Origin of the sequence: Streptomyces sp. NPDC093598, assembly GCF_044764825.1 — a bacterium.
Lineage (GTDB): Bacteria > Actinomycetota > Actinomycetes > Streptomycetales > Streptomycetaceae > Streptomyces.
On record NZ_JBIWIV010000002.1, the window covers coordinates 1 to 24,690 of the forward strand.

19 protein-coding genes and 2 pseudogenes are annotated in these 24,690 nt (G+C 73.4%); 13 read left to right on the forward strand and 8 right to left on the reverse strand.

The genetic code is table 11. The features are described 5' to 3' along the window. Positions 1–110 (forward strand): annotated as a pseudogene (locus ACIRDU_RS06075) (IS5/IS1182 family transposase); the annotation flags it as partial. Positions 111–343: 233 nt separating this feature from the next. Here ACIRDU_RS06075 and ACIRDU_RS06080 read toward each other — a convergent pair. Then, a complete protein-coding gene (locus ACIRDU_RS06080; protein WP_403575193.1) occupies positions 344–790 on the reverse strand; it encodes a DUF6114 domain-containing protein in 447 nt (148 codons plus the stop codon). Continuing rightward, complete coding sequence (locus ACIRDU_RS06085; protein ID WP_403575196.1) at positions 790–1,461, reverse strand: DUF6230 family protein; 672 nt, start codon at positions 1,459–1,461, stop codon at positions 790–792. Before ACIRDU_RS06085 ends, ACIRDU_RS06080 begins: the two co-directional genes overlap by 1 nt. Before the next feature lie 635 nt (positions 1,462–2,096). On the opposite strand from ACIRDU_RS06085, the gene ACIRDU_RS06090 reads away from it, so the two are divergent. Further along, positions 2,097–2,738, forward strand: coding sequence for a Tat pathway signal sequence domain protein (locus ACIRDU_RS06090; RefSeq protein ID WP_403575199.1), 642 nt, complete (start codon positions 2,097–2,099; stop codon positions 2,736–2,738). Positions 2,739–2,755: 17 nt separating this feature from the next. On the opposite strand, the gene ACIRDU_RS06095 is transcribed toward ACIRDU_RS06090, so the two are convergent. Then, positions 2,756–3,691, reverse strand: coding sequence for a lytic polysaccharide monooxygenase (locus ACIRDU_RS06095; RefSeq protein WP_403575202.1), 936 nt, complete (start codon positions 3,689–3,691; stop codon positions 2,756–2,758). A 363-nt stretch (positions 3,692–4,054) separates the two neighbouring features. Here ACIRDU_RS06095 and ACIRDU_RS06100 point away from each other — a divergent pair, with 363 nt between their 5' ends. From ACIRDU_RS06100 to ACIRDU_RS06120, 5 genes are all read left to right on the forward strand, one after another. Then, positions 4,055–5,854 (forward strand): S8 family peptidase, encoded by a 1,800-nt coding sequence (locus ACIRDU_RS06100; protein ID WP_403575205.1) that lies wholly within the window; start codon positions 4,055–4,057, stop codon positions 5,852–5,854. Positions 5,855–6,143: 289 nt separating this feature from the next. Continuing rightward, complete coding sequence (locus ACIRDU_RS06105) at positions 6,144–6,791, forward strand: ScbR family autoregulator-binding transcription factor (protein ID WP_403575208.1); 648 nt, start codon at positions 6,144–6,146, stop codon at positions 6,789–6,791. A gap of 53 nt (positions 6,792–6,844) precedes the next feature. Beyond that, complete coding sequence (locus tag ACIRDU_RS06110; RefSeq protein WP_403575211.1) at positions 6,845–8,035, forward strand: damage-control phosphatase ARMT1 family protein; 1,191 nt, start codon at positions 6,845–6,847, stop codon at positions 8,033–8,035. A gap of 79 nt (positions 8,036–8,114) precedes the next feature. Continuing rightward, the gene (gene cyc2 / locus ACIRDU_RS06115) at positions 8,115–10,280 is read left to right on the forward strand and encodes a germacradienol/geosmin synthase Cyc2 (RefSeq protein ID WP_403575214.1); all 2,166 of its coding nucleotides are present in this window, start codon (positions 8,115–8,117) and stop codon (positions 10,278–10,280) included. 238 nt (positions 10,281–10,518) lie between these two features. Continuing rightward, the gene (locus tag ACIRDU_RS06120; RefSeq protein WP_403575217.1) at positions 10,519–11,079 is read left to right on the forward strand and encodes a PDZ domain-containing protein; all 561 of its coding nucleotides are present in this window, start codon (positions 10,519–10,521) and stop codon (positions 11,077–11,079) included. Positions 11,080–11,088: 9 nt separating this feature from the next. On the opposite strand, the pseudogene ACIRDU_RS06125 reads toward ACIRDU_RS06120, so the two are convergent. Then, positions 11,089–11,332: pseudogene (locus ACIRDU_RS06125) on the reverse strand (phosphodiesterase); the annotation flags it as partial. Between the two features lie 156 nt (positions 11,333–11,488). Between ACIRDU_RS06125 and ACIRDU_RS06130 the strand changes: the two are divergent. From ACIRDU_RS06130 to ACIRDU_RS06140, 3 genes are read left to right on the forward strand one after another with little or no spacing between them, the layout of a single operon-like run. Further along, the gene (locus tag ACIRDU_RS06130; protein WP_403575220.1) at positions 11,489–12,616 is read left to right on the forward strand and encodes a M24 family metallopeptidase; all 1,128 of its coding nucleotides are present in this window, start codon (positions 11,489–11,491) and stop codon (positions 12,614–12,616) included. Positions 12,617–12,662: 46 nt separating this feature from the next. Further along, a complete protein-coding gene (locus ACIRDU_RS06135; RefSeq protein ID WP_403577269.1) occupies positions 12,663–13,652 on the forward strand; it encodes an aminoglycoside phosphotransferase family protein in 990 nt (329 codons plus the stop codon). 40 nt (positions 13,653–13,692) lie between these two features. Further along, on the forward strand, positions 13,693–14,394 hold the full coding sequence (locus ACIRDU_RS06140) for a hypothetical protein (protein WP_403575222.1): 702 nt from the start codon (positions 13,693–13,695) through the stop codon (positions 14,392–14,394). Between the two features lie 12 nt (positions 14,395–14,406). Here ACIRDU_RS06140 and treZ read toward each other — a convergent pair whose 3' ends face one another. Next, positions 14,407–16,152: a malto-oligosyltrehalose trehalohydrolase gene (gene treZ / locus ACIRDU_RS06145; protein ID WP_403575225.1), complete on the reverse strand. Its 1,746-nt coding sequence runs from the start codon at positions 16,150–16,152 to the stop codon at positions 14,407–14,409. A 173-nt stretch (positions 16,153–16,325) separates the two neighbouring features. Here treZ and ACIRDU_RS06150 point away from each other — a divergent pair, with 173 nt between their 5' ends. Together ACIRDU_RS06150 and ACIRDU_RS06155 are read left to right on the forward strand one after the other, a co-directional pair. After that, a complete protein-coding gene (locus tag ACIRDU_RS06150; protein ID WP_403575228.1) occupies positions 16,326–16,877 on the forward strand; it encodes an FHA domain-containing protein in 552 nt (183 codons plus the stop codon). A 159-nt stretch (positions 16,878–17,036) separates the two neighbouring features. Further along, entirely contained in the window at positions 17,037–18,383 is a 1,347-nt protein-coding gene (locus ACIRDU_RS06155; protein WP_403577272.1) for a M14 family zinc carboxypeptidase, read from the forward strand. A 6-nt stretch (positions 18,384–18,389) separates the two neighbouring features. On the opposite strand, the gene ACIRDU_RS06160 is transcribed toward ACIRDU_RS06155, so the two are convergent. Then, the gene (locus tag ACIRDU_RS06160) at positions 18,390–19,640 is read right to left on the reverse strand and encodes a M14 family zinc carboxypeptidase (protein WP_403575231.1); all 1,251 of its coding nucleotides are present in this window, start codon (positions 19,638–19,640) and stop codon (positions 18,390–18,392) included. A 110-nt stretch (positions 19,641–19,750) separates the two neighbouring features. After that, positions 19,751–21,190 carry a dihydrolipoyl dehydrogenase gene (gene lpdA, locus ACIRDU_RS06165; RefSeq protein ID WP_403575234.1) on the reverse strand — a complete coding sequence of 480 codons (1,440 nt, stop codon included), beginning with the start codon at positions 21,188–21,190 and terminating at the stop codon, positions 19,751–19,753. An 84-nt stretch (positions 21,191–21,274) separates the two neighbouring features. Here lpdA and ACIRDU_RS06170 point away from each other — a divergent pair, with 84 nt between their 5' ends. Beyond that, positions 21,275–22,288, forward strand: coding sequence for a LysR substrate-binding domain-containing protein (locus ACIRDU_RS06170; protein ID WP_403575237.1), 1,014 nt, complete (start codon positions 21,275–21,277; stop codon positions 22,286–22,288). Here ACIRDU_RS06170 and treY read toward each other — a convergent pair. Then, entirely contained in the window at positions 22,215–24,584 is a 2,370-nt protein-coding gene (gene treY / locus ACIRDU_RS06175; RefSeq protein WP_403575240.1) for a malto-oligosyltrehalose synthase, read from the reverse strand. The genes ACIRDU_RS06170 and treY overlap by 74 nt on opposite strands. Positions 24,585–24,690: the final 106 nt, after the last annotated feature.

The window sequence follows — 24,690 nt, forward strand, 5'->3', positions numbered from 1 at the left end:
CCCGCATGAAGAACTGGAAGATCCTCCGAGACTGCCGGCAGAAAGGCGACGGCCTTCACCATGCTGTCCAAGCAGTCGCCACCATGCACAACCTCGCCCTGACTGGGTGAAGCAGCAGGTCAAGCACTACTCCGGCCTGCCCGAGCCCGACCTTATGCAACACCCTTTAGGGGGTGTCCGCAAAGTCCCGCCTGCCCCGCGACGCCCGGCACGCACTCTCGCCGCACCGGGCGAACACCCGAGTACAACCAGTACGCTTTTGCCTGCCCGGCACGCCGAGAGCACGCACCGAACGCCGCGGGGCCCGCCCTCCGGGCGAACGACGCGACTTTGCGGACACCCCCTAGGGCTGCCCCGACGGCGCCGCGGGCGCGGCCTTCGCCGACCGGGCCTGGCTGCGGCGCTGCCTGTGGCTGACGCGGGGTTCCTGGTCCGGGAGCCAGCCGAAGGTGAGGCAGCTGCCGACCACGCCCAGGAGCAGGCCGACGAAGAAGCCGCCCAGGTTGGAGGTCAGCCAGGTGCCCAGGGAGACCAGCACCCCGATGACCGAGTAGAACAGGCGCTGAGCGGGGTTGAAGAGGATCAGCACGCCGCACAGCAGCATCACGGCCGGGAGCAGATAACCGGCCAGGCCCTGCATGCCGACGTGCAGGATGACGTCCAGTGAGGCCTTCAGGGTGAGCAGGACCTCCGCCCCGCCCAGGGCGAGCAGCAGCCCGCCCCAGAACGGACGGCCGCCCCGCCACTGCCTGAAGGCGGGCCGGAATCCCTCGCGCGGACCGCGCGACATCAGCAACCCGATCCGCTGAAGCCCAGCTTCAGGCCCGGCAGCTTGAACACACCGGCTGTCGTTGCGTAGTTGGTCTGCCGCAGGTTGGCGATGTGCACCGTGTCGGACTGCTGGCTGAACACGCCCTTCGGTCCGCGGCCCTTCGGCCCGGCCTTGTCGAGCGTGCTGGCGTCGTTGCCGATCTCGATGTTGTTGAACGCCGCGTCGCCGGACAGCTCGGTCGAGTCGGTCGTCAGATCGCTGGCGGTGACCTTCTGAGTGCCTTCACCCGCCCTGATGACCAGGTTCGTGCCACCCAGGTCCACGCTTTGGCACAGCTTGGTGAGGGTCGCGTTCTTGATCACGGACGTGACGACCAGCACCTGACCGCCGGTGTCGCCCGCGTTGGGGCTGCCCTCGGCCATCTCGTCGAGACCGCCGAACTGCGCGAAGCCGGTGCCGTTCAGCTCGGTCGCGGTGACCGTGAACGGCATGCCGGAAATGGCGAACTGCACGCCCAGCGCCCCTTCGGCGGTGAGAACCGCGAGGCCGGCGGCGACCAGGGTGGCCGGCACCGCCATCACCGCGGCCCGGCGTGCCCGGACCCGCCCGCGGCGCGCGGGACCGTCGCCGGCGTCCTGGGCGGCGGAGCCGTCCGGTCTTTCGGGGGTGTGCTCGGCGGAGGAGGTCATGTCTGCTCCAGGTGCATGTGGGTGCGGATCGGACTTCGGTGGCACGTTGCCCTGGCGCGGACATCGACCGCGTACGCACGCCTCCCCGCAACTCCCGGCGGTTGCAAGGGCTTTCTCGTTACGCCGCAGTAGCCATCGAGGAAGTTACCGGCGGTTACATGAAGGGTCAAGGGAAGTGTGAACGAAGAGTGTTGATTGTGCGCCGCAGGTGAGTCGCCGCTGTCCGCAAAGACTCATCCGGCGCACAACTCCCTTGCGAGGCCTTGACGTTGGCGGAGGCGCAGGTCTACAACTCTCCTCGTCCCACCGGATCCGTGGCGCCGGATCCGCCGCGCGGCATCGTTCGCCGTGTCCCGGGCCCGCTCGTCCCGTACGGGTATCTCGTCGCCAGTGCGTCCGCACGGGCTTTCTTCGCCCGAGTCCCCCGCCACGGCATGCCGCTTCCCCTGGAGCCGTGCCACCAGCCACCCCCCGCCCGGCCCGGCCGGAGGCCCCTTCCCGTGTGAGCCTCCGGCCGGTGACCGGCCTGCCGTCGCCGGCCCGTCACGTACGGAGAAGGCGTGACGAGCCGGCAACGGCGGACGCCCGGCGCACCCCCACCCCTCACCCCCCGCTATCGAAAGAGGTACACCCGCATGCGTACGCGCACCCTCCTCACCCTCACCGCGGCCGTCGCAGCCCTGGGCCTCGCCGCCCCCGCCTCCGCGGCCGACACCCCCGTCCTGACCACCGCCGACGGTGCGGCCGTCGCGGTCGGCGACGTCCTCGACGCGTCCCTGGCGAGCGGCACCGCCGCCACCTTCTACTCCAGCGCGACCGGCACCAACGGCATCTCCTGCACCAAGTCGGCGTTCTCCGCCACCGTCACCGACAACCCGGCCGCCCCCGGTACCGCCACCGAGTCCCTGACCTCGCACAGCTTCGACACCAGCGGCTGTACCGCCAACGTGGTCGGGGTGCTCGGCGTCAGCGGCATCACCGTCGACAACCTGCCCTACACCACCAGCGTGTCCTCCGGCGGCACCGTCTCCGTGACCCCGGCCGCGGGCTCCGCCGTCCAGTCCACGGTCAAGCTCCGCACCCTGCTCGGCACCATCACCTGCGTCTACCAGGCCCCCGGTCTGACCGGCACGGCGAGCAACGCCGACAACAGCATCTCCTTCACCAACCAGCAGTTCACCAAGGTGTCCGGCTCGTCGCTGTGCTTCGGCAACGCCTTCTTCACCGCCAAGTACGCCCCGGTGACCAAGGGTGGCGTCGCCGTCAACGTCAACTAGGCATGGCGAGCGGTAGTTCAGCGTCGCCGTAGCCGTACGGCCAGGGCGGCGCCGCCGGTGAGCAACAGCACCGCCGCGGCGCCGCCCGCCAGCATGGGCGCGGACGGGCCGGAGGCCGGACCAGCAGTACCGGCCAGTGGCGGCTCATCGCCCTGAGGCTGCGGGCCGGGGGAGTTCCGCACGGCAGTGCTCGCCGCCGGCTTTTCCTTGTCCGGCTCGGGCTCCTTCTTCTGCTCGGGCTTCTTCTCCTCCGGCTCTTCCCCCTCCTTCTGCGGCTCCTTCCGCACCGCCTTCTGCGGCTCCTTCTTCTCCGTCTCCGGGAACACCACGTCCGAGCACGAGTAATAGGTGTCCGGCGTGCTGCTGTTCTGCCAGACCGTGTACAGCACATGCCGCCCCGACCGGTCGGACGGCAGAGTGGCCTCGATGCGGTACGCGCCGTCCGTCAGGGCCGGGTCCGTCACGGTGGCGAACGGCTTCTCGGGCAGGTCGGACCAGGACAGCGGCCCGGCCGGGTCATAGCCGGGCTTCGTCAGATACATCCGGAACGTGCCGGTGTGCGGGATCGTCGAGACGTACCGCATCGTCAGGTTCGCGCCGGGCGTCATCCGGGTCGACGGCCAGTCGGCGCGGGGGAGATCGAGGCCCCCGTAGGCGGGCAGGCCCCCGCTGCACAGCTTCCCGTCCGGGACGACGTCCCGGTCCCGGCCGTCGACGTTCGCCACCCGCAGGTTGTCCCACGCCGTGAAGGGCGCGCCGTTCGTGGAGACGGCCGCACGGCAAGCCGCCGACCCCGCCCGGTCACCGCCTTCCGGCGAACAGGCCACCACCCGGCTCACCGGATCCGTCGGCGCCCCGTGCGCCCGGGCCGGCCCCGCCGCCCACAGCGGCAACAGCAACGGGGTCACGAGGGCGGCAGCGAGTGCCCTGCGGTGTGCGGTCGTACGAGGCATCCGTCTGCTTCTCCTCGGCCCGGGGCGGCGACGTTCGGTAGTGCAGTACGGGAAATCGGCCCGACGCGTTCATCACGCCACGACCTGCGCGAAAAGGGGCCATTGGGCGCCCAACTGCCCGCCATAGAGGGTGGGGCCGCCGTTGAACCGAGGGTTTCCCCCGTATCCCGGTGACCTTCCCTTTGCCTATCGTTCGAGCACTGCTGACCCACAGGTAACCCCGAACGGGTCCGCGTCCGCCCCACGCCTGGCCGGCCATCGCGTCGCTCTTCGCTTTTCGAACCACCCCCCTCCGCTTCGAGGACGAAGCGACTCCACCGCCGCTCCGACCAGCCCGGAGTCCGGCCACGAAAGGCAACGACCGTGCGTATCTCCCCAGAGCTCAGACGGAAGCTGATATCCGTCGCCGTCGTCTCCACCGCCCTGCTGACCGCAGCCCCCGCCTCGGTCGCCGTCGCCCAGGAGCCGGCCCCCCGCCCGGCCGCCGTCCCCGCCGCCCAGACCGAGGCCACCCCCGGTGTCCAGGCCGAGCGCCTCATCGTCGGCTACAAGTCCGGCGCCACCGAGGCCAAGTCCAACAAGGCCGCGGCCGCCGACGCCGCCTCCAAGGCCGAGAAGACCGGCGAGGAGATCGACTTCCAGCGCCGCCTCGGCACCGGCGCAGCCCTCGTCGAGCTGGGCACCAACCCCACCCGTGCCTCCGTCGCCGACGTCGTCGCCCAGTACCAGGCCGACCCGCAGGTCGCCTACGTCGTCCCGGACCGCCTGAACAAGCCGACGGCCGTCACCCCGAACGACACCGAGTACGCCAAGCAGTGGGACCTGTTCGAGTCCACCGCGGGCATGAACGTCCCCGCCGCCTGGGACACCACCACCGGCAGCGGCGTCACCGTCGCCGTCATCGACACCGGCTACGTGGCCCACACCGACCTGGCCGCGAACATCGTCGGCGGCTACGACTTCATCTCCGACACCGCCGTCTCCGTCGACGGCAACGGCCGTGACAGCAACCCGGCCGACCCGGGCGACTGGTACAACACCGACGAGTGCGGCGCGGGCATCCCGGCCTCCACCTCCTCCTGGCACGGCACCCACGTGGCCGGCACCATCGCCGCCGCCACCAACAACGGCAAGGGTGTCGCCGGTATCGCCTACGGCGCGAAGATCTCCCCGGTCCGCGTCCTCGGCAAGTGCGGCGGCTACGACTCCGACATCATCGACGCCATCACCTGGGCGTCCGGCGGCACCGTCTCCGGCGTGCCCGCCAACACCAACGTCGCCAAGGTCATCAACATGAGCCTCGGCGGTGGCGGCGCCTGCTCCAGCGCGACCCAGAGCGCCATCAACGGCGCCGTGAACCGCGGCACCTCGGTCGTCGTCGCGGCCGGCAACGAGAACCAGAACGTCTCCAACGCCTCCCCGGCGAACTGCAACAACGTCATCGCGGTCGCCGCGACCAACCGCGCCGGCAGCAGGGCCTCGTACTCCAACTACGGCTCGCTCGTCGACATCGCCGCCCCCGGCGGTGAGACCCGCACCTCCACCGCCAACGGCATCCTCTCCACGCTGAACTCCGGCACGAAGACGCCGTCGAGCGAGAACTACGCCTCCTACCAGGGCACCAGCATGGCCACCCCGCATGTCGCGGGCCTCGCCGCGCTGATGAAGTCGGCGAACTCCGGCCTCACCCCGGCGCAGATCGAGTCGGCCATCAAGGCCAACGCCCGTGCCCTGCCCGGCACCTGCTCCGGCGGCTGCGGCGCGGGCCTCGCGGACGCCGCCAAGACGGTCCAGGCCGTCAAGGGCGGTACGTCCACCGGCACGACCTTCTCCAGCACCACCGCCGTCGCCATCCCGGACAACGGCGCCGCCGTCGAGTCGCCGATCAGCGTCACCGGCCGCAGCGGCAACGCCCCCTCGGCCCTCCAGGTCGGCGTGGACATCACCCACACCTACCGCGGTGACCTGGTCATCGACCTGGTCGCACCGGACGGTTCGGCCTACCGCCTGAAGTCCGCCGCGTCGGACTCCGCCGACAACGTGAACACCACGTACACGGTGAACGCCTCCAGCGAGGTGGCCAACGGCACCTGGAAGCTGCGTGTCCAGGACACCGCCGCCCAGGACACGGGCACCCTCAACGGCTGGAAGCTGACCTTCTGATCCCTGTGATCCTCCTTCGGGAACTCTGAACGAGGCAGGCCACGAGCGGGCGGGCCGGCCGGTGCGGATGGGGCACCGGCCGGCCCGCCTTTACGTCTGGCCCCACATCCCTCACAGTTAGATACCGAACGTGCTGTTTCCTTTCACCAGGCGTGCTTGTTATGCCGGATGTGCACCCGCACTCCGGCACACTGGTGTGATGAGAGCCGTCTCAGGGTGAGTTATCGTGTACGGGGGGTAAAAACAAACGGCATGACCCGTTCATTTCCGTCCCGGGAGAGTTCAGCCGATGGCGAGGCAGTTGCGAGCCGAGCAGACCCGCTCGACGATCATCACGGCCGCCGCTGACCTGTTCGACCGTCGCGGCTACGAATCGACCAGTCTCAGCGACATCGTGGAGCACGCCCACGTCACCAAGGGCGCCCTGTACTTCCACTTCGCGGCGAAAGAGGACCTGGCCCACGCGATCCTCGAACTCCAGTCGCACACCGCCCGTCGGCTGGCGACGGAGACCGACAACCGCGGCCACACCTCCCTCGAAGCGCTGATGCGCCTCACGTTCGGCATCACCCGCATGTCCGTCGAGGACCCGGTGCTGCGGGCCGGCCTGCGACTCGCCACGGGCGGGATCCGGCCCCGGCCGCCCCTGAGCCACCCGTTCACGGAGTGGCTGGACATCGTCACGACCCGGCTCGTCGGCGCCGTCAAGGAGTCCGACGTCCACCCGGACATCGATATCGACGTCGTGGCCCACTCGTTGGTCTGCTTCTTCGTCGGCACCCGCGTCGTGGGCCGCTCCCGCGAACCGGTCACGCGCCAGCCCCGCCGGACGGCCGAGATGTGGAACATACTCATCCGCGGCTTGGTCCCGGTGACCCGCCGCGCCCGCTATCTGAGCCTGGCGGCGCGTCTGGAGCGGGAGATCGCACCGGTGTGACCGGGGCCGGGTGGGCCGTCCCGTGTGCGCCCACGGGCGTTACCGTGAGGCCCATGCCCGACACCTCCTCCGCACCCGTGCTCCTCGGCAACCAGCCGGGCTCCTTCCCCCACAGTGTGCTGGCCGAGCGGCACCCCGCGATCATCAAGCAGGTCCGCGAGGCCTTCCCGTACGAACCCGGGCAGCACCGCGCCCTCGACGAACTGCTCGCCAACTGCACCGAGGGCGAGATCGAACCCCTCCCCGCCGACGCGCACGACCGGGACCACTGGGAGGCCTGGGGGCTGCGCGAGTACACCGGCCGGTCCTGGTTCGACGTGCCGTGGCTCTGGTCCGAGAGCTGGTTCTACCGCCGACTGCTCCAGTCCGTCGGCTACTTCGGCCCCGGCCCCTGGCAGGGCATCGACCCGTTCCGCCCCTTCAAGCTCGCCGAACTCGACTCCGCCGAGACCGACGAGGAACTCGCCGCACTGGACGACCTCGCCGGCCGGCCCGCCGCCGAACGAGCACAGGCCCTGCTGCACGGCTCCCTCTGGGGCAACCGCGCCGACCTCGGCTTCCGGCTCTCCGCCGAAGGCGCGCGGGACGCGGACGCCGCGCCCGGCCTGGTCGCCGACGACAGCGACCGGCTCTGGTCACTGCTCGACACCACGGGCCGCGGCACCGGCACGCTGTGCCTCGTCGCCGACAACGCGGGCCGCGAACTCGTCCCCGACCTCCTCCTCATCGCCCACCTCCTGGAGAGCAGCCGCATCGGACAGGCGGTCCTGCACGTCAAGCCGTACCCCTACTACGTCTCCGACGCCACCACCGCCGACGTCGTCGACGCCCTGCGCCGGCTGACCGGTGCCGGGGGAGCGGCGGCCGCATACGGACGGCAGCTGTGGTCCGCCCTGACCGACGGCCGCCTCACCCTGCGCGCCCACCCCTTCTCCAGCGCCCCGCTGCCGTACGCGGACATGCCCGGCGACCTGCGCGCCGAGTTCGCCTCGGCCACGCTCACGATCGTCAAGGGCGACCTCAACTACCGCCGCCTCGTGGGCGACCGGCTCTGGGCCCCGACCACGCCCTTCGCGGACGTCACCGCCTACTTCCCCGGTCCGGTCGCCGCCCTGCGCACCCTGAAGTCCGACGTGATCACCGGCCTCGCCGCGCACACCGAGGCCGCCCTGGTGGCGGCGGAGGACCAGCGCTGGCGCACCAGCGGCACGCACGCGCTGATCCAGGTGCGCGACGCCCGGTGAGTGACCCGTGATTCACGCGATGGTGTGATCATGTCCAGCCCGGCGGATGCCGCCGCGGGGCGCCGGGTAGGGCCCGGCCATGACGCAGCCGTTCGAACTCCCGCACTTCTACCTGCCGCACCCCGCGCGGCTGAACCCGCATGTGGACGAGGCCCGAGCCCATTCGACCGGGTGGGCGCGCGAGATGGGCATGCTGGAGGGGTCCGGCGTCTGGCGGCAGGCCGATCTCGACGCGCACGACTACGGCCTGCTCTGCGCCTACACCCACCCCGACTGCGACGCCCCCGCCCTCTCCCTCATCACCGACTGGTACGTCTGGGTCTTCTTCTTCGACGACCACTTCCTGGAGATGTTCAAGCGCAGCCAGGACCGCACCGCCGGCAAGGCCCACCTGGACCGGCTGCCCCTGTTCATGCCGCTGGACCTGTCGGCTCCCGTCCCGGAACCGCAGAACCCGGTCGAGGCGGGCCTCGCCGACCTGTGGGCGCGCACGGTGCCGAAGATGTCCGAGGACTGGCGCCGACGCTTCGCCTTGGCCACCGAGCATCTCCTCAACGAGTCGATGTGGGAGCTGTCCAACATCAACGAGGGGCGGATCGCCAACCCCGTCGAGTACATCGAGATGCGCCGCAAGGTGGGCGGCGCCCCCTGGTCGGCGGGGCTCGTGGAGTACGCGACCGCCGAAGTGCCCGTCTCCGTCGCCGGGTCCAGGCCGCTGCGCGTGCTGATGGAGACGTTCTCCGACGCCGTGCACCTGCGCAACGACCTGTTCTCCTACCAGCGCGAGGTCGAGGACGAGGGCGAGAACAGCAACGGCGTGCTCGTCGTGGAAACCTTCTTCGGCTGCACCACGCAGGAGGCCGCCGACATCGTCAACGACGTCCTCACCTCCCGCCTCCACCAGTTCGAGCACACGGCGTTCACGGAAGTGCCCGCGGTGGCCCTGGAGAAGGGGCTCGCGCCGGACGAGGTCGCGGCCGTGGCGGCCTACACGAAGGGGCTGCAGGACTGGCAGTCCGGCGGCCACGAATGGCACTTGCGCTCCAGCCGCTACATGAACGAGAACGCGGCGCGCGGCGGCAGCCCCTGGCCGGGCTGTACGGGCTTCGGCACCTCCGCCGCCGACGTCCGGGCCCTGCTCGCGACAGCGGGAGCCGACCGACTGCGCTCCTACACGCACGTGCCGTACCAAAAGGTCGGGCCGTCGCGGATCCCCGACATCCGGATGCCGTTCCCGCTGGAGCTCAGCCCGCACCTGGACAACGCCCGCCGGAGCCTGCGCGACTGGGTGGACCGGATGGGCATCCTCGCCGAGGGCGTCTGGGACGAGGACAAGCTCCGGGCCTACGACCTCCCGCTCTGCTCGGCGGGCCTGGACCCGGACGCCACGCCCGAGGCCCTCGACCTCAGCGCGCAGTGGCTCGCCTGGGGCACCTACGGTGACGACTACTACCCGCTGGTCTACGGCCACCGCCGCGACCTCGCCGCCGCCCGGCTCACCACGGCCCGCCTGTCCGACTGCATGCCGATCGCCGGGGAGGAGCCGCTGCTCCCGGTCAACGCCATGGAGCGCGGCCTGGTCGACCTGTGGGCGCGCACCACCGCCGGGATGACGCCCGAGGCGCGGCGGACGCTCAAGGACGCGGTCGACGCCATGACCGAGAGCTGGGTGTGGGAGCTGTCCAACCAGCTCCAGAACCGTGTACCCGACCCGGTCGACTACCTGGAGATGCGCCGGGCGACCTTCGGCTCCGACCTCACGCTGAGCCTGTGCCGGATGGGCCACGGCCCGGCCGTCCCGCCCGAGGTCTACCGCAGCGGCCCGGTCCGCTCCCTGGAGAACGCCGCGATGGACTTCGCGTGCCTCCTCAACGACGTCTTCTCGTACCAGAAGGAGATCGAGTTCGAGGGCGAGATCCACAACGCGATCCTCGTCGTGCAGACCTTCTTCGGCTGTGACTACCCGACCGGGCTCGGCATCGTGCACGACCTGATGAGCCGGCGCATGCGCCAGTTCGAGCACGTCGTCGAGCACGAACTGCCCATCCTGTACGACGACTTGCAGCTCACGGGGCAAGCGCGCGCGGCGATGGGGACGTACGTGGCGGACCTGCGGAACTGGATGTCCGGCATCCTCCACTGGCACCGCGAGGTGGACCGCTACAAGGACGAGTGGCTGTCGCGGCGGGCCCACGGCTTCCTCCCGGACCGCCCGCCCGCCGTGCCCCTGCCCGCGCTCCGCTGAGGGGACGACCTCCAGCCGGACCGACTCGGAACGGGATCTTTTCCCGCGGCTCGTGCCGCACCCGGAGTACCGGGTGCGGCACGAGCCGCGCCCGCGTTCGGGCCACCCCCGACCCGGCCCCGGCCACGGTCAGTCTCACTCGTTCGTGGCTCGTCGGCCGCCGATGAGCCGGGTAGAGCACCTGCCGTGATCGCTCCGGGATCCGCCGGAGGCGATCGGCACCATCCGGAGGCGAGCCATGGAACAGACCGCGCTGCGACCCAAGCCGATGCCGGGTCGGGAGCCCGACGGGGCCGCGCCGGCGACGGGGCCCGGCCCGTCCCGGCCCCGCCCGCACGCCGCCCGGCGACGCGGGCGGCGGCTCCTCAACGTCCTGCTCGCCGGGTTCGTCGGCGCTGTCCTGGTGCTGTCCGGGATCGGCCTCGGGGCCATGGGCGTCACGGTGGCCGGCCAGGGCGGGCGCTTCGACGCACGGGCGTGGCGCACGCCGCCGCTGACCGGCCCCTCGCCCTCCGCCGCTCCCGCCGCGCCCGCCGCCGCGACCCTCGGTGTGCAGGTCATGGACGCCCGGAAGCCGGGGGCCGTGGTCGTGGGGCTGCACGTCCCCGGGCCGGCCCAGGCCGCCGGTCTGGTACGCGGCGACGTCCTCCTCGCCTTCGGCGCGACCCGGATCGACACGGCCGCCGACCTGGTCCGGGCCGTCGCCCGCGCCCGCCCGGGTTCCGAGGTCAGGCTGACGGTCCGCCACCGCAGCGGTGGGTACGAGCAGCTGACCCTCGTACCGGCTGTCGCCGCGTGAAGCGTGCCCTCATGACACGACCCGGAAGTGGCCAGTGAGCCGCCACGAGTCGGCCAGGACATGGAAGGCGAGCCCGGGCGGCGCGCGTCCCGGTCCGCGACCTGCTCGCCCTCCCAGGGCAGCCGCAGCGTCCACGTCACCCCGGGCCCGACGGTCAGCGGCCGCCCCGCGCAGGTGGTGGCGGCGGGGCTGTGGGCGCGTGGCCGGTGACGAGCCCGGCGATCTCGGGGCGGCGGGCCGGCAGACCGGCCAGGTTCCCCGCCGTGGCGGCCCGGCACACTGGAGTCGCACATCAGCACCGCGCCGTCGAGCATGTCGCCGGGGTGAATGCCCGCAGACGGCTCGCGCCGCCCCCTCCGGCCGGGCAGGATGCTGCCCGTAGCACCTTCGTCCGTCCTGGGAGGCCCGGATGACCGGAAGCACGGCCGCGTCCTTCACCGCCGACGACTACCGGGCCCGCATGGAGCGCGCCGCGCGGGCGGCCGCCGCGGCCGGTCTCGCGGGCCTGCTGGTGGCCCCCGGCCCGGACCTGGTGTGGCTCACCGGCTACACGCCCCCGGCGGTCACCGAACGGCTCACCCTGCTGGTCCTGGCCGCCGGGCAGGACCCCGTCCTCGTCGTCCCCGCCCTGGAGGCCCCGGACGCGAACCGGGCGGGCGGCGCGGCCGCCCTGACCCTGCGCGACTGGACCGACGGCAAGGACCCCTACGCCGCGACCGCCGCCCTCCTCGACTCCTCGGGCCGGTTCGGCATCAGCGACAACGCCTGGGCCCTGCACCTGCTGGCCCTCCAGCAGGCCCTGCCCGGCAGCTCCTACGCCTCGCTCACCGAGGCCCTGCCGATGCTGCGCGCCGTCAAGGACACGGCCGAGCTGGACCTCATGGCGGCCGCGGGAGCCGCCGCCGACGCCACGTTCGAGGAGATCCGTAACGTCCCCTTCGCCGGCCGCCGGGAGTCCGAGGTGGCCGCGGACCTCGACCGGCTGCTGCGCCGGCACGGACACGAGCAGGTCGACTTCACCATCGTCGCGTCCGGCCCGAACGGCGCCAACCCGCACCACGAGGCGGGCGACCGCGTCATCGCCCGCGGCGACATGGTCGTCCTCGACTTCGGCGGCCTGCGGGACGGCTACGGCTCCGACACCTCCCGCACGGTCCACGTCGGCGAGCCCAGCGACGAGGAACGCCGCGTCCACGACATCGTGCGCGCGGCCCAGGAGGCCGGCTTCCGGGCGGTGCGGCCCGGGGCCGCCTGCCAGGACGTGGACCGGGCCGCCCGCGCGGTCATCGCCGACGCCGGCTACGGCGAGTACTTCATCCACCGCACCGGACACGGCATCGGCGTCACCACCCACGAGCCGCCCTACATGATCGAGGGCGAGGAACGGCCCCTCGTGCCCGGCATGTGCTTCTCCGTGGAACCCGGCATCTACCTGCCCGGCCGGTTCGGCGTCCGCATCGAGGACATCGTGACCGTCACCGAGGACGGCGGCCGGCGCCTGAACACCACCACCCGCGAGCTGGTCATAGTGGAGTGAGGCCCCGATGTCCCCAGCTCGCCTCCCGAACGGCAACGGCGCGACCATGACCCAGGCACCCACACCCACCGCGGACACCGTCCGCCGACTGGTTTCCTCCCTCCTCAAGGACGGCAGGGACGGCAAGGACGCCGCGGACGGCAAGGACGGCAGGGGCGGCAAGCAGACCCGCCAGGGCGGCAGCGGCCCCAGCCCCGACGTCCGGCCCGCCACCCCCGGCACGGAACCCGTCACCTGGTGGGTCGGCACCCGCCACGTGCTGCGCCTCGCCCCCGACCGGGAGGCCACCGTGCGCCAGCGCCGCGAGCTGCGCCTGCGCGACCTCGTCCGCCCGCACATCCCGATGGCGGTGCCGGCCAGCGTCGCGCACGGCGAGTGGGCCCCCGGGCTCGGCTACACGCTGGACACCAAGGTGCCCGGCGGCTCGGGGGAGGAACACGACGTGTCCGCCGTCGGCGAGGCCGACCTCGCCGGGCTCCTCACGGGCCTGCGCGAGGTGCCGGTCCGGCAGGCCGAGACACTCGGCGTGCCGCGCGCCGCGCCGCGCTCCCTGGAGGCACTGCGCCGGGCCGCCGTACGCGCCGCCGAACGCCTCGCCAGGGCCGACGAGTTCGACGCCGCACGCCTGAACCAGCTCACCCCGCCCGCCGCGTCCCAGCTCGCCGCCCAGCCCGGCTCGGCGGTCCTCACCCACCACGCCCTCACGGGCGGCCACCTCGTGGTCAGCGCCGACGGCCGGGTGCGCGGCGTGCTCGGCTGGTCCGGCGCGGTCGTCGGCGACCCGGCCGAGGACATCGCGGGCCTCGCGCTCGCCGTCGGCTCACCCGCCGCCGTACGCGCCGCCACCCTCGCCGGCTACGGCGCCCGCCCCTGTCTGCGCGGCCTCTGGCTCGCCCGCTGCGACAGCGTCGTCCACCTCGCCGAGGCCCTCACCGCCCAGGACGCCACCCTCCTGCGGACCCGGCTGCGCCGCGCCTGGGAGCCGATCCTGCTGGAACGGGTGACGGACCTGGGGGACGGGGACGACGCCCTGTAGCGGGCCGGGCGCCCGCATCCCGGACGGCTATCCTCCGCCCATGAAGCGCACCGTCGCGGCCTTGTGCCTGCTGGCCGCCGCCCTCACCTGCCTGGCCGGCTGCTCCGGCGCCGCCGCGTCCTCCACGCCCGGCGCCAAGGCGTCCCCGGCGCGGCCACCGACCCCGGCGGAGCGCCTCGGCACGCTCATGGTCACGGCGTCCGACCTCGGCACCGGCTACTCCGTGCGCAAGTTCGACCCGACCGAGGGCAAGTCCGTCTTCGCCCGGTCCGCGCGGGAGATCAACGCCAGCGTCTGCACCCCGCTGGCGGCCATGACGCACCAGTTGCCCCTCGGCAGGCCGCAGGCCTCCCTGAGCCGCGTCGTCACGACCCGGGAGGCACCCGGCACCCGGATCTACGTCACGCTCGCCACCTACGACCAAGGCATGGCGGTGGTGGCGATGGACACCCTCCTCGCCGATGCCGTGCAGGGCTGTTCCCTCGGCTTCACCGCCACGGCGCACGGCGCCGACGAGCTGTACTACCCGTTCGAGCCCGAGGACACCCCCGCCGTCGGTGACGAGGCCCTCGCCTACCGCGGCGCCATCACGGAGGAGGGTGGCGGGACCCGGCCGATCCGCACCACCGTCGTACGCCACGGGGACGCCATCGCCGTCTGCACCGCGGTGGGCGGCGCCCGCATCGCGCGGCCGGGGCTCCTGGCGCCCGTCATCGAGGCGCAGGACGCGAAGCTCCGCTGAGCCGCCGGGTGTTCACTCCTGCAGCAGCACCACGCCCGATTCCCCGGGCAGCCGCACCACCCCGTCCGTCCCGGGCGTCTCCACCGGCTCCCACGCGGCCAGTACGCGGGCGTGGGGCACGCCGAGCGGCAGCTCGGCCGGCTCGGGGGCCAGGTTCACCGCCACCAGGACGTCCCCGCGCCGGAAGGCGATCCAGCGGCGCTCCTCGTCGTAGGCCACCTTGGTGTCGGCGAGGTCGGGGTCGGTCAGGTCGGGCTGCTCGTGGCGCAGGGCGAGGAGCCGCCGGTACCAGGCCAGCACGCGCGCGTGGGGCTCGCGTTCCGGTTCGGACCAGTCGAGGCAGGAGCGGTCCCGGGTCGCCGGGTCCTGCGGGTCGGGAACGTCCTCCTCCTTCCAGCCGTGCGCGGCGAACTCCCGCCGCCTGCCCCGCCGTACGGCGTCCGCCAGCTCCGGGTCGGTGTGGTCGGTGAAGAACTGCCAGGGCGTGCCCGCGGCCCACTCCTCGCCCATGAAGAGCATCGGCGTGAACGGCGCCGTCAGGACCAGCGTGGCCGCGCACGCCAGCAGCCCGGGGGAGACCAGGGCCGAAAGCCGGTCGCCCTGGGCGCGGTTGCCGACCTGGTCGTGGGTCTGGCTGTAACCGAGCAGCCGGTGCCCGGCCACCCGCGTGCGGTCCAGCGGGCGCCCGTGGTGCCGCTCCCGGAAGCTCGAGTACGACCCGTCGTGGAACCAGCCGCCGGTGAGGGTCTTGGCGATTCCGCCGAGGGACGCGCGCGCGAAGTCGGCGTAGTAGCCCTGCGACTCGCCGGTCAGCGTGGTGTGCAGGGCGTGGTGGAAGTCGTCGTTCCACTGCGCGTGCAGCCCGAGGCCGCCCTCCGCGCGGGAGGTGATGAGCCGCGGGTCGTTCAGGTCCGACTCGGCGACCAGGAACAGCGGCCGGTCCGTCTCGGCGGCCAGCGCGTCCACGGCCGTCGAGAGCTCCTCCAGGAAGTGGAACGCTCGCGTGTCCACCAGTGCGTGCACCGCGTCCAGGCGCAGCCCGTCGAGCCGGTAGTCGCGCAGCCACGCCAGCGCGCTGCCGATCAGATACGCGCGCACCTCGTCCGAGCCGGGCGCGTCCAGGTTGACCGCGGCGCCCCAGGGGGTGTGGTGGGTGTCCGTGAGGTACGGCCCGAAGACGGGCAGGTAGTTGCCGGACGGCCCGAAGTGGTTGTGCACCACGTCGAGCACCACGCCCAGGCCGAGTGCGTGGGCCCGGTCGACGAAGCGTTTCAGCGCCTCGGGCCCGCCGTACGGCTCGTGCACCGCCCACAGCGAGACGCCCTCGTAGCCCCAGCCGTGCGTGCCCGGGAAGGGGCACAGCGGCATCAGCTGCACATGCGTGACGCCCAGTCCGGCGAGATGGCCGAGCCGCTCGGCGGCCGCGTCCAGGGTGCCCTCGCGCGTGTACGTCCCCACGTGCAGCTCGTACAGCACCGCCCCGGGCAGCGGCCGCCCCTGCCACGCCGCGCGCCACGCGTACCGCTCGTGGTCGACGACGGCGCTCAGCCCGTCCGGGCCGTCCGGCTGCCGGCGCGAGCGCGGATCGGGCAGCACGGGCCCGTCGTCCAGCGCGAAGCCGTACCGGGACCCGTCGCGCGCCTCGGCCTCGCCCGTCCACCACCCCGCCCGTTCCGGATCGCGCTCCAACGCGCGCGTGACGTCGTCGCACCGGAGCGTCACACGGCCGGCCTGTGGTGCCCACACCTCGAACTGCACGGACGGTTCCCCTTCGTCTGCTCACCGTGATGTAGCCCGTCCATGGTGCGTCAAACGAGATCAATCCGCCGGTGCATCCACCCATTTGCGGCGGGTCTCACCGGGTACGCGCGCCCGGCGGCCGGTTTCGCGCTTTCTGGACAGCCCGGCCGCGCTGCCCGACAATCACCAGCGTGACGTCGTCCTTCGAGTTCAACACGTTTCCCGCGCGGCTCTCCGACGCGGAGCGCGACCGGGCGCTGAAGGTACTCCGTGACGGCGTCGCCATGGGCCGCCTGTCCCACGACACGTTCGTCCGCCGCATGGAGCTGGCGCTCGCCGCCCGCCGCCCGGACGAACTCGCCGTGCTCACCGCCGACCTGCGCACCGAGAGCCGGTTCTCGCGCCTGGTGTTCGGCACCGTCGAGGCGGTCTCGGGATTCACCGTACGCATGCGCCGGGCCTGGCAGGCCGAGCGGTTGCCCAAGCTGCTGCTGCCCCACCCGTCGCACGGCCACCCGCTGCGCATAGGCCGCGACCCCGCCAGCGGGCTGCGCCTCAACCACGAGACGGTCTCCCGCGTGCACGCCGAACTGCGTCACCAGGGCGGCCTGTGGGTCCTGCGCGACCTCGGCTCCACCAACGGCACGACGGTGAACGGACGGCGTGTCGTCGGCGCGGCCGTCGTCCGCGAGGGCGACCAGGTGGGCTTCGGCCGGATCATGTTCCGGCTGTCGGCCGGCTGACCGGAAACGGAGCCACGCCTCAGCCCTGGCCTGGGGGTTACCACATGCCGGTCCCGGGAGCGTGGCTGAATCCCTTTGCTGTCCACGGTGTTGACGTACCCCTGAAGTCGTGACTGACTGTGCGTACGCCATCTACACCTGGTGAACCGACGGCACCGCATGGGGAGGTGTGCCCTGCCGCCCCTCCTGCGCTACCCGACCATCGACGAACTCGGCGCCCGGGCCACCGCCCTCGTCGCCCGCCACCCCCGTGACGCCCGGCTGCGCCGGGTCGGCACGTCCCGCGCGGGCACCCCCATGTGGCTGCTCTCCGTCGGCCACGGCAGCCGCCAGGCCCTGGTCGTCGCCGGCCCCCACGCCAACGAACCGGTGGGCGGTGCCACCGTGCTGCGCCTGGCCGAGCGGGCCCTGGCCGACCCGCGGCTCACCGAGGGCGCCGACGCCACCTGGAACCTGCTGCTGTGCCTCGACCCGGACGGGTCGCGCCGCAACGAGGGCTGGCTCACCGGCCCCTACACGCTCGGCCGGTACGTCCGGAACTTCTTCCGGCCCGGCTTCCTTGAGCAGCCCGAATGGCTGCCCGACGGCGCGGCCGGCGCCGCTCTGCCGGAGACCCGCGCCCTGCTCGACCTCCAGGACGAACTGCGCCCGTTCCTCCAGTGTTCCCTGCACGGCGTCGACATCGGCGGCGGTTTCGTCGAGCTCACCCACGACCTGCCGGGCCTCGACCGGCGCCTCGCCCACATCGCCGCCCGGCTCGGCATCCCCCGCGAACTCGGCGCGTACGACGCCCTGTACTGGCCCGGCCTCGGGCCCGCCGTCTACCGGATACCGCCGCCGCGCCGGGCCGATCTGGTCGCGGCCATGACGGAGGCCGCCGTCGAGTCCACCTGGTACCACCCCTGCCGGCACGGCACCGTCACCGCGGTCGTCGAGGCACCCATGTGGGGCGTGACGGCCGTGGCGGACGGCTCCCCGCCCGCGGACCGGGACGCCGAGCTGCGGGCCGTCAGCCGCACCCTGCGCCACGACACGGGCCTCCTGCGGCACCTGCTGGCCAGGATCCGGCCGCACCTGGCCGGCGTGCCCGACGCGGCCCGCCTGCTCGCCCCGGTCGACGACTATCTCCTGGTCTGCCCCGGCCTCGCCGACGCCTGGGACCCCGACACCGGCGACAGCCCGGCCCACCCCCTCCCGCCGCTGAGCACCGCGCACCTCGTCGCCCTGCGCATCTCCGGGCGGCGGCTCGCGCTGCGCACGGCGGGACTGCTGCACCAGCTCGTACGGGCCGCCGGCCGTGATCCGGCCGGGGCGCTGCCGGAGCTGGACCGGCTGATCGACGAGTGGTGCGCCGACTACCACGACGGCTGCCGGGCGCGCTGGATCCCGGTGGCCCGCCAGGCCGAGTACCAGGCCCGCGTGGTCCTCGCCGCGTTCGAACTGGCCGGGCGGGACGCCCGCGCGTGCTCCGGTTCGGGCGAGCCGGTACCGATGCAGCGGGACTGAGGGGGCTCACGACGCCCTCTCGCGCGCGTGCAGCGCCGCCGCGACGACCGTGCGGGACTGGTGCTCCACCTGGTGCTCCAAGGGCACCCAGCGGGCGCGGAAACGTTCCGCGAAAGCGTCGCTCCAGGTCGAGACGAGCTCCTCGAGCTGCTTCGCCGCCGCGTCGTCGGTCCCGCGCAGCACCCGCAGCAGCATGGCCGCCGCCCGCAGCGGCACGCGGCGGGCGAACGCGTCCACGCTGCCGACGTACGCCCGGGTGAGGTCGGCGGGCGGGGTGTGGACCAGGTCGGAGGCCAGGCCCGGTACCAGCTCCAGACCCCACCGGGCGGCCCGCAGCAACGGACCGTCCAGGTCCGCCAGCCGGGGCAGCGCACCGTCGAGCACCCGCGTCACCTCCAGCGCGTCACGCTGGAGCCGGCCCGCCAGCCGCCCGATCGCCGCCGCCGGAGCCGGATGCGGAGCCGGGTCGTCCACGAGGTCGCTCGCCCACATCGGCACCTCGACCACCGCGGTCAGCCCGCCGTACCGGTGGGCGTGGAACCAGGTGCTGTGCCGCGCGTCGTCCGGCAGGCTCGGGTACGCCGGCCCGATGCCCGGCGCGGGCATGACATGCACGCCCGGCCCGGACGCGGGCCACCCCGCGGCGTCCGACGCGCCGGTCTCCACCGGGATGTGCAGCTCGGCCGCGGACTTCGCGAACGGCTCGGCGAGCCCCGGCACGTCCTTCGTCAACTGCACCCAGCTGCCGCCCAGGTCCGTGCCGTGCAGGGTCACCTGAAGGTAGGGGCGCAGCTCGTCGATGACACCCGTCAGGGCCCGGGTCTCGGGCGGCAGCCGGTCCGGCGGCAGCACCGACGGCGCCCACTCGGGCTGCTCCGGGCCCGCGGGCCGGAAGAAGCCGAGGTGGTAGTCGAAGAGGCTGCGCGGCGCCGGCGTCACGTGCAGGCTCGCCCCGTCGGGGTCCGCGCACAGCAGGAAGTGCCAGGAGATGCCGTCGCGCAACTCCCGCTGCTCCAGGACCCGCCGGGCGAGCGCGAGCAGGGTGCAGGAGCCGGTCGGCTCGTTGGCGTGGGCACCGGCCACCACCAGTACGGCGCGGCGGGCGCGGCCCACGGACAGCAGGTGCAGGGGCCTGCCCGCACGTGAGGCACCCACCTGCCGCAGGGTGCACACGCCGGGGCGCTGAGCGGTCAACGCCCGGGCAGCAGAGACCTGTTCGGTCACCGTCGGGTAGCGCAGCTCCGGCAGGACACTCACCCCCGTCACATCCGCCCGAGTTCGCAATCGCAGTAGCCCACGGCCATGGTGCGGTGTCAAGGGCGCGACCGGGGAGGCTGCAGGGGGCGCCCGGAAGCACTGGCGGCCTGCTACCGCTGGTGCAGCCCTCGCCCCGCCAGGGTGAGGAACACCTCGCCGACCGCCTCGGACAGGGTCGGGTGCGGGTGGACGTGCCGGGCGACGTCGGACGGCTCGGCCTCCCAGCCGACGACCAGCTGGCTCTCGGCGATCATCTCCGACACGTGCGGACCCACCAGGTGCACGCCGAGCACCCGCCCGCCGGCCTCGGTGACGACCTTCACCATCCCGCCCTGCCCGTGCACCATGCCCTTCGCGACGGCGGTCAGCGGCATGGTGTCGGTCTCCACCTCGTACCCCCGCGCGCGTGCCCCGGCCTCACTCAGACCCACGGCCGCGGTCTGCGGTGACGAGTACGTGACCCGGGGCACGGCCGAGTAGTCCACGGGTGCGGACGGCACGCCTGCCAGCGTCTCGGCCACCAGCAGTCCTTCCGCGAAGGACGCGTGGGCCAGTCCGAGCGACGGCGGCGGCAGCAGATCGCCCACCACGTGGACGCCGGGCACAGCCGTCTCCAGCCGGTCCCAGTCGGCCGGCACGACGAAGCCGCGCGCGTCCGTGACGAGCCCCGCGGCGGCCATGTCCAGACCGTCGGTGACCGGGGCCCGCCCGACCGCCACCAGCAGCCGCTCGGCCTCCACCGTGAGGGTCTCGCCCCGGGCCGTACGCACGCGTGCGCGCACCCCGTCGCCGAGCACCTCGGCGTCCAGCAGGCGGGCGCCGGCCCGGACGTCGATGCCGCGCTTCTTCAGGCCCCGGGTCAGATGACGGCTCACCTCCGCGTCCTCCGACGGCACGATCCGGTCGGCGGCCTCCACCAGGGTGACCTCGGCGCCCAGGGAGCGGTGGAACGAGGCGTACTCCACGCCGATCGCGCCGCCCCCGAGCACCAGCACGGACGCCGGGAGCCCGGGGGCGAAGAGGGCGTCGTCGCTCGTCACCACGTGCCGCCCGTCCGGGTCGAGCCCCGGGAGCGTGCGCGGCCGTGAGCCGGTGGCCAGGACCAGCCCACGGCGCGCGGAGAGGTCGTGCACGCCGGGTTCGCCGTGTGCGCCCGTGCCCGCGGCGCCCGGGCCGGCCACGCGCACCGAGCGCGGTCCCGTCAGCCGCGCGCTCCCCGCGATCACCCGCACCCCCGCGTGCGCGAGATGCGCCTGCACACCCCGGTGGTTGCGGGCCACGATGTCGTCGCGGGTGGCCACCAGGGCGGACCAGTCGACCGCGTCCAGGGTCGCCTTCACACCCCAGCGTTCGCGGGCCTCGGCGATCCCGTCGACGAGTTCGGCCGCGTGCAGCATCGCCTTACTGGGGATGCAGCCGCGGTGCAGGCACGTCCCGCCGACCTTGTCCCGCTCGACGAGCACGACCTCGAGGCCGAGGGCCGCGGCGCGCAGGGCGGTGCTGTAGCCGCCCGTGCCGCCGCCGATGACGATGACGTCCGGTGAGTCCATGTCCCCCAGCCTCCGCCCGGCCTTGCCATGCGTCCAAGGCAATGTTCTTGTGGAATCGATGCAGGACGTCTATGGGGAGGGGCCGTGAGCCTGCGCCAGATGGAGTACTTCCTGACGGTCGTCGAGGAGGCGTCCTTCACCCGCGCGGCGGAGCTCCTGCACGTCTCGCAGCCCGCGCTCTCCCACCAGATCAAGGCACTGGAGCGGTCCGTGGGCGGCGCCCTCCTGGAGCGCCTGCCGCGGGGTGTGCGCCTGACGCCGATGGGGCGCGCCTTCCGGCCGCACGCCGAGCTCGCCGTGCGCAGCGCCGCCCAGGCCCGCCGCGCGGCCCGCGCCACCGCCGGTGCCGAGGGCGGTGAACTCCACATCGCCGCCGTCCACTCCGTCGCGGTCGGCGTCCTCCCGGACGTCTTCGCCCGCTGGCGCGCCGCCCACCCGAGTGTGCTGCTGCACCTCCACGAATACGCCACCTCCGAGGCGTTGGAGGAGCAGGTCGAGCGGGGCACCGCCGACCTCGCCGTCGGCCCGGCGCCCGATGGCTGGCCCGGGACCGTCCTGCCGGTCGGCCAGGAGGAGATCGTCCTCGTGGTGCCCTTCGACGACCGTTTCGCGGGCCGGACGACGGTCACGCTGCCGGAGCTGGCCGACCGCCCCTGGGTGCGCTGTGCCATGGAGCCCGTCGTCCACGGTGAGCGCTTCCTCGACCGGGCGTGCGGCCGCGCGGGCTTCACGCCGCGCACCGCCGTCTTCACCGAGCACACCTCGACGGCGGTTCGGATGGCCGCGGCCGGTGTCGGCGTCTGCGCCGCGCCCGCCCACCTCGTCCGCGAGGCGGTCGGCGGGGGCTGCGTCGTCCTCACCCCCGACCCGGCCTGGAGGCGCACCTTGACGGTCTTCTCGCGCCTGGCGCCGACCGGTGCGGCGGAGAGGTTCGTGGACCTGCTGCGGACGTCCTGGCCGCGCCCGCGAGCCCCTCTGCCCGTCTACGAGGACTGCCCCGAGGACGGCCCCGCGTCGCCTGAGCTCAGTCACCCACCCTTTCCAGCAGCGCCACCGGCACCCCCGCGAACAGCTCCTCCACGCGCGCGTGCCCGGTGAACTCCCGCCCGGGCTCCAGCACGTCCGCCCAGCGGCCCGGCGGCAGCGGCAGCCGCGTGTCCTGCCAGCCGCCCGCCTCCGCGAGCCGCAGGGACAGGCGCGTCACGGCTGTCAGCACCTCACCGGAGCGGACGAACGCCAGGCAGTGCGCCGCCGCCGGTCCCTCGGCCGGCAGCGCCATGTACGTCGCCGTGTCGCCGAAGGCTCCGGGCCGCCGGGCCCGCAGCCCCAGCGCCGCCCGCGTCACCGCCGCCTTCTCCCCGGACGTGCCGCCCGACTCCCCGGGCGGGAAGCCCACCGCCCGCCGGTTGTCCGGGTCCACCAGCGCCCGGTACTCGGCCTCCGTGCCCTGGTAGACGTCCGGGACGCCCGGCATCGTCAGCTGCACCAGGGCCGTGCCCAGCACGTTGGCCCGGATGTGCGGCGCCAGTGATTCCCGGAACGCCGCGACCCGCTCACCCGGCGCCCCGCACGGCCCGGCCGCCACGAACCGCTCCACCGCTTCCTCGTACGGCGGCTCCTGCTCGGTCCAGCTCGTGTACAGGCCCGCCTCACGCACATGCTTCAGCAGCGCCCCCTGCACCCGCTCCAGGGCCCCGGACGCCGGGCCGAGACCGAACACGGTCTGCCAGGCCGCCCACGCCAGTTGCGCGTCCGGCACGCCCTCCCCGGTACGGGTCACCTCCGCGAGCACGTCCGCCCAGCGGTCCGGGCACTCGGTGAGCACGTGCAGCGCCGCCCGGACGTCGGCACTGCGCTTGGTGTCGTGCGTCGAGGCGACCGTGCCGGACACCGGCCAGTCGCGCTGCACGCGCGCGCAGTACGCGTGGAACTCCTGCGGCGACACCGCGGGAGCGCCCGGATTCCCGCCCACCTCGGTCGCCGACAGCAGCGGCACATACCGGTAGAACGCCGTGTCCTCCACCGACTTGGCCCGCAGCGCCGACGAGGTCTGCGCGAACCGCGTCCGGAACTCCAGCTGCGCGGGCCCGTCGCCGTACCGCCCCAGCACCAGGTCGCGTACGACGTCCACCGCACCGGCCTCCTCGGGCACCGCGAAGGCCTGCCGGGCCTCCTCCGCCGCCGCCTCCGTGACCACGGACGCCGCGTCGACGGACTCGTAGGGCCGGTAGACCTCCAGCCGTACGAGAAGCTCCTGGAGCGCCGTGCGCAGCGCCCAGGGCGCGCGGTCGCGCAGGGCCGGTTCCGGCGAGGTCGCGCAGAGCCGGGTCGCCACCCGGGTCAGCCGGTCGGTCTCGGTGGCCAGCTCGTGCGTGAGGACCTTGTACGCCGCCCGCCGCACCGTCGCCTCCCACTGCCCGCCCCGGTCCGTCTGCGGGGCCGCGAAGCGCCGGTACTGCCCGAGGAGGTCCCCGAACCCGGCCGGGTCCGTGAAGACCCCGTCCACGTGCCGCAGGGCGTCGTAGCCGGTGGTCCCGGCGACGGGCCAGGACGCCGGCAGCTGCTCACCGTCGGCCAGGATCTTCTCCACGACCGTCCAGCGGCCGCCCGTCGCCTCGTGCAGCCGCGTGAGGTAGCCGTCGGGGTCGGCGAGCCCGTCGGGGTGGTCGATGCGCAGCCCGTCGATCACACCGTCGTGGAGCAGCTCGAGGATCTTGCCGTGGGTGGCCTCGAACACCTCGGGGTCCTCCACCCGTACCCCGATGAGCTCCGAGATGCTGAAGAACCGCCGGTAGTTCAGCTCGGTCCGGGCCAGCCGCCACCACACCGGGCGGTACCACTGAGCGTCCAGCAGATGCGGCAGCGGCAGGTCCTCGGTGCCCTCGCGCAGCGGGAGCACGTGGTCGTAGTAGCGCAGGACGTCACCGTCGACGCGCAGCTCGTCGAGCACCTCGCCCAGCGGCCCGCCGAGGAGCGGCAGCAGCACCTGGCCGTCCTGCGCCTCCCAGTCGATGTCGAACCACCGCGCGTACGGCGACTTCGGGCCCTCGCGCAGCACCTCCCACAGGGCGCGGTTGTGGCGCGGGGACATCGCCATGTGGTTGGGGACGATGTCCGCCACCAGGCCGAGCCCGTGCTCGCGCGCGGTGCGCGCCAGCGCCCGCAGCCCCTCCTCGCCGCCCAGCTCCTCGCGCACGCGCGCGTGGTCGACGACGTCGTAGCCGTGCGTCGAGCCCGGCACCGCCTCCAGGACGGGGGACAGGTGCAGGTGCGAGACGCCGAGCGAGGCCAGGTACGGCACGACGGCCGCGGCCGCTCCGAACGGGAACTCGGGCTGCAGCTGCAGCCGGTACGTGGCCGTGGGCACCATCGGGTCAGGTCGCTCAGGTGTCATGGAGACGTACGTACCCGCCACGCCGCCGTTCGTGTCATCGCTCGCGCCAGGTGCGCCGCGCGTCGCCCGGACGAGTGGCTCTTTCCGGACGACGCGGCGACGGCTC

What these genes read in the sequence shown, in the direction of transcription:
- cyc2 (WP_403575214.1), top strand. Translation starts at nt 8,115, where the DNA reads ATGACGCAGCCGTTCGAACTCCCGCACTTCTACCTGCCGCACCCCGCG.
- ACIRDU_RS06085 (WP_403575196.1), bottom strand. Translation starts at nt 1,461, where the DNA reads ATGACCTCCTCCGCCGAGCACACCCCCGAAAGACCGGACGGCTCCGCC.
- ACIRDU_RS06140 (WP_403575222.1), top strand. Translation starts at nt 13,693, where the DNA reads ATGAAGCGCACCGTCGCGGCCTTGTGCCTGCTGGCCGCCGCCCTCACC.
- ACIRDU_RS06105 (WP_403575208.1), top strand. Translation starts at nt 6,144, where the DNA reads ATGGCGAGGCAGTTGCGAGCCGAGCAGACCCGCTCGACGATCATCACG.
- ACIRDU_RS06120 (WP_403575217.1), top strand. Translation starts at nt 10,519, where the DNA reads ATGGAACAGACCGCGCTGCGACCCAAGCCGATGCCGGGTCGGGAGCCC.
- ACIRDU_RS06080 (WP_403575193.1), bottom strand. Translation starts at nt 790, where the DNA reads ATGTCGCGCGGTCCGCGCGAGGGATTCCGGCCCGCCTTCAGGCAGTGG.
- ACIRDU_RS06135 (WP_403577269.1), top strand. Translation starts at nt 12,663, where the DNA reads ATGACCCAGGCACCCACACCCACCGCGGACACCGTCCGCCGACTGGTT.
- lpdA (WP_403575234.1), bottom strand. Translation starts at nt 21,190, where the DNA reads ATGGACTCACCGGACGTCATCGTCATCGGCGGCGGCACGGGCGGCTAC.
- ACIRDU_RS06130 (WP_403575220.1), top strand. Translation starts at nt 11,489, where the DNA reads ATGACCGGAAGCACGGCCGCGTCCTTCACCGCCGACGACTACCGGGCC.
- ACIRDU_RS06110 (WP_403575211.1), top strand. Translation starts at nt 6,845, where the DNA reads ATGCCCGACACCTCCTCCGCACCCGTGCTCCTCGGCAACCAGCCGGGC.
- ACIRDU_RS06155 (WP_403577272.1), top strand. Translation starts at nt 17,037, where the DNA reads ATGGGGAGGTGTGCCCTGCCGCCCCTCCTGCGCTACCCGACCATCGAC.
- ACIRDU_RS06090 (WP_403575199.1), top strand. Translation starts at nt 2,097, where the DNA reads ATGCGTACGCGCACCCTCCTCACCCTCACCGCGGCCGTCGCAGCCCTG.
- treY (WP_403575240.1), bottom strand. Translation starts at nt 24,584, where the DNA reads ATGACACCTGAGCGACCTGACCCGATGGTGCCCACGGCCACGTACCGG.
- ACIRDU_RS06095 (WP_403575202.1), bottom strand. Translation starts at nt 3,691, where the DNA reads ATGCCTCGTACGACCGCACACCGCAGGGCACTCGCTGCCGCCCTCGTG.